The organism is Pseudomonas sp. Fl5BN2 (assembly GCF_009908205.1).
Lineage (GTDB): Bacteria > Pseudomonadota > Gammaproteobacteria > Pseudomonadales > Pseudomonadaceae > Aquipseudomonas.
In genome coordinates this window covers 1-435 of the sequence record NZ_JAAARL010000076.1, presented here as the reverse complement: position 1 = coordinate 435, position 435 = coordinate 1, and the positions used below count along the sequence as shown (strand labels likewise).

1 protein-coding gene is annotated in these 435 nt (G+C 44.6%); it reads right to left on the bottom strand.

What is annotated here, in order from left to right:
- Positions 1-221 (bottom strand): IS1 family transposase (locus GV819_RS32635; protein WP_005004670.1); only part of this gene is annotated, 221 nt, incomplete at its 3' end.
- Between the last annotated feature and the right edge of the window lie 214 nt (positions 222-435).

Genomic DNA, 435 nt, shown 5'->3' with positions numbered 1-435 from the left:
CCCATAATGCGTGCACTGGCGCGACATCCGACGCCATTCATGGCCATATCAATGATTTTCTGGTGCGTACCGGGCTGAGAGGCGGTGTAAGTGAACTGTAGTTGCCATGTTTTACGGCAATGAGAGCAGAGATAGCGCTGATGTCCGGCAGTGCTTTTGCCGTTACGCACCACGCCTTCAGTAGCGGAGCAGGAAGGACATCTGATGGAAATGGAAGCCACGCAAGCACCTTAAAATCACCATCATACACTAAATCAGTAAGTTGGCAGCATTACCCACTATTGGTGGAGATGATCATAATGCCTTATAATCATACGGGATACGAACTTATAAAGTCCTAAAGTTTAGCTAAATCGGAATCTACAACGTAGATGATAGCTTGAAGAATTATGATGTCTTTTATGGTGGTATCTTTAAAACCATCACGGATTATAA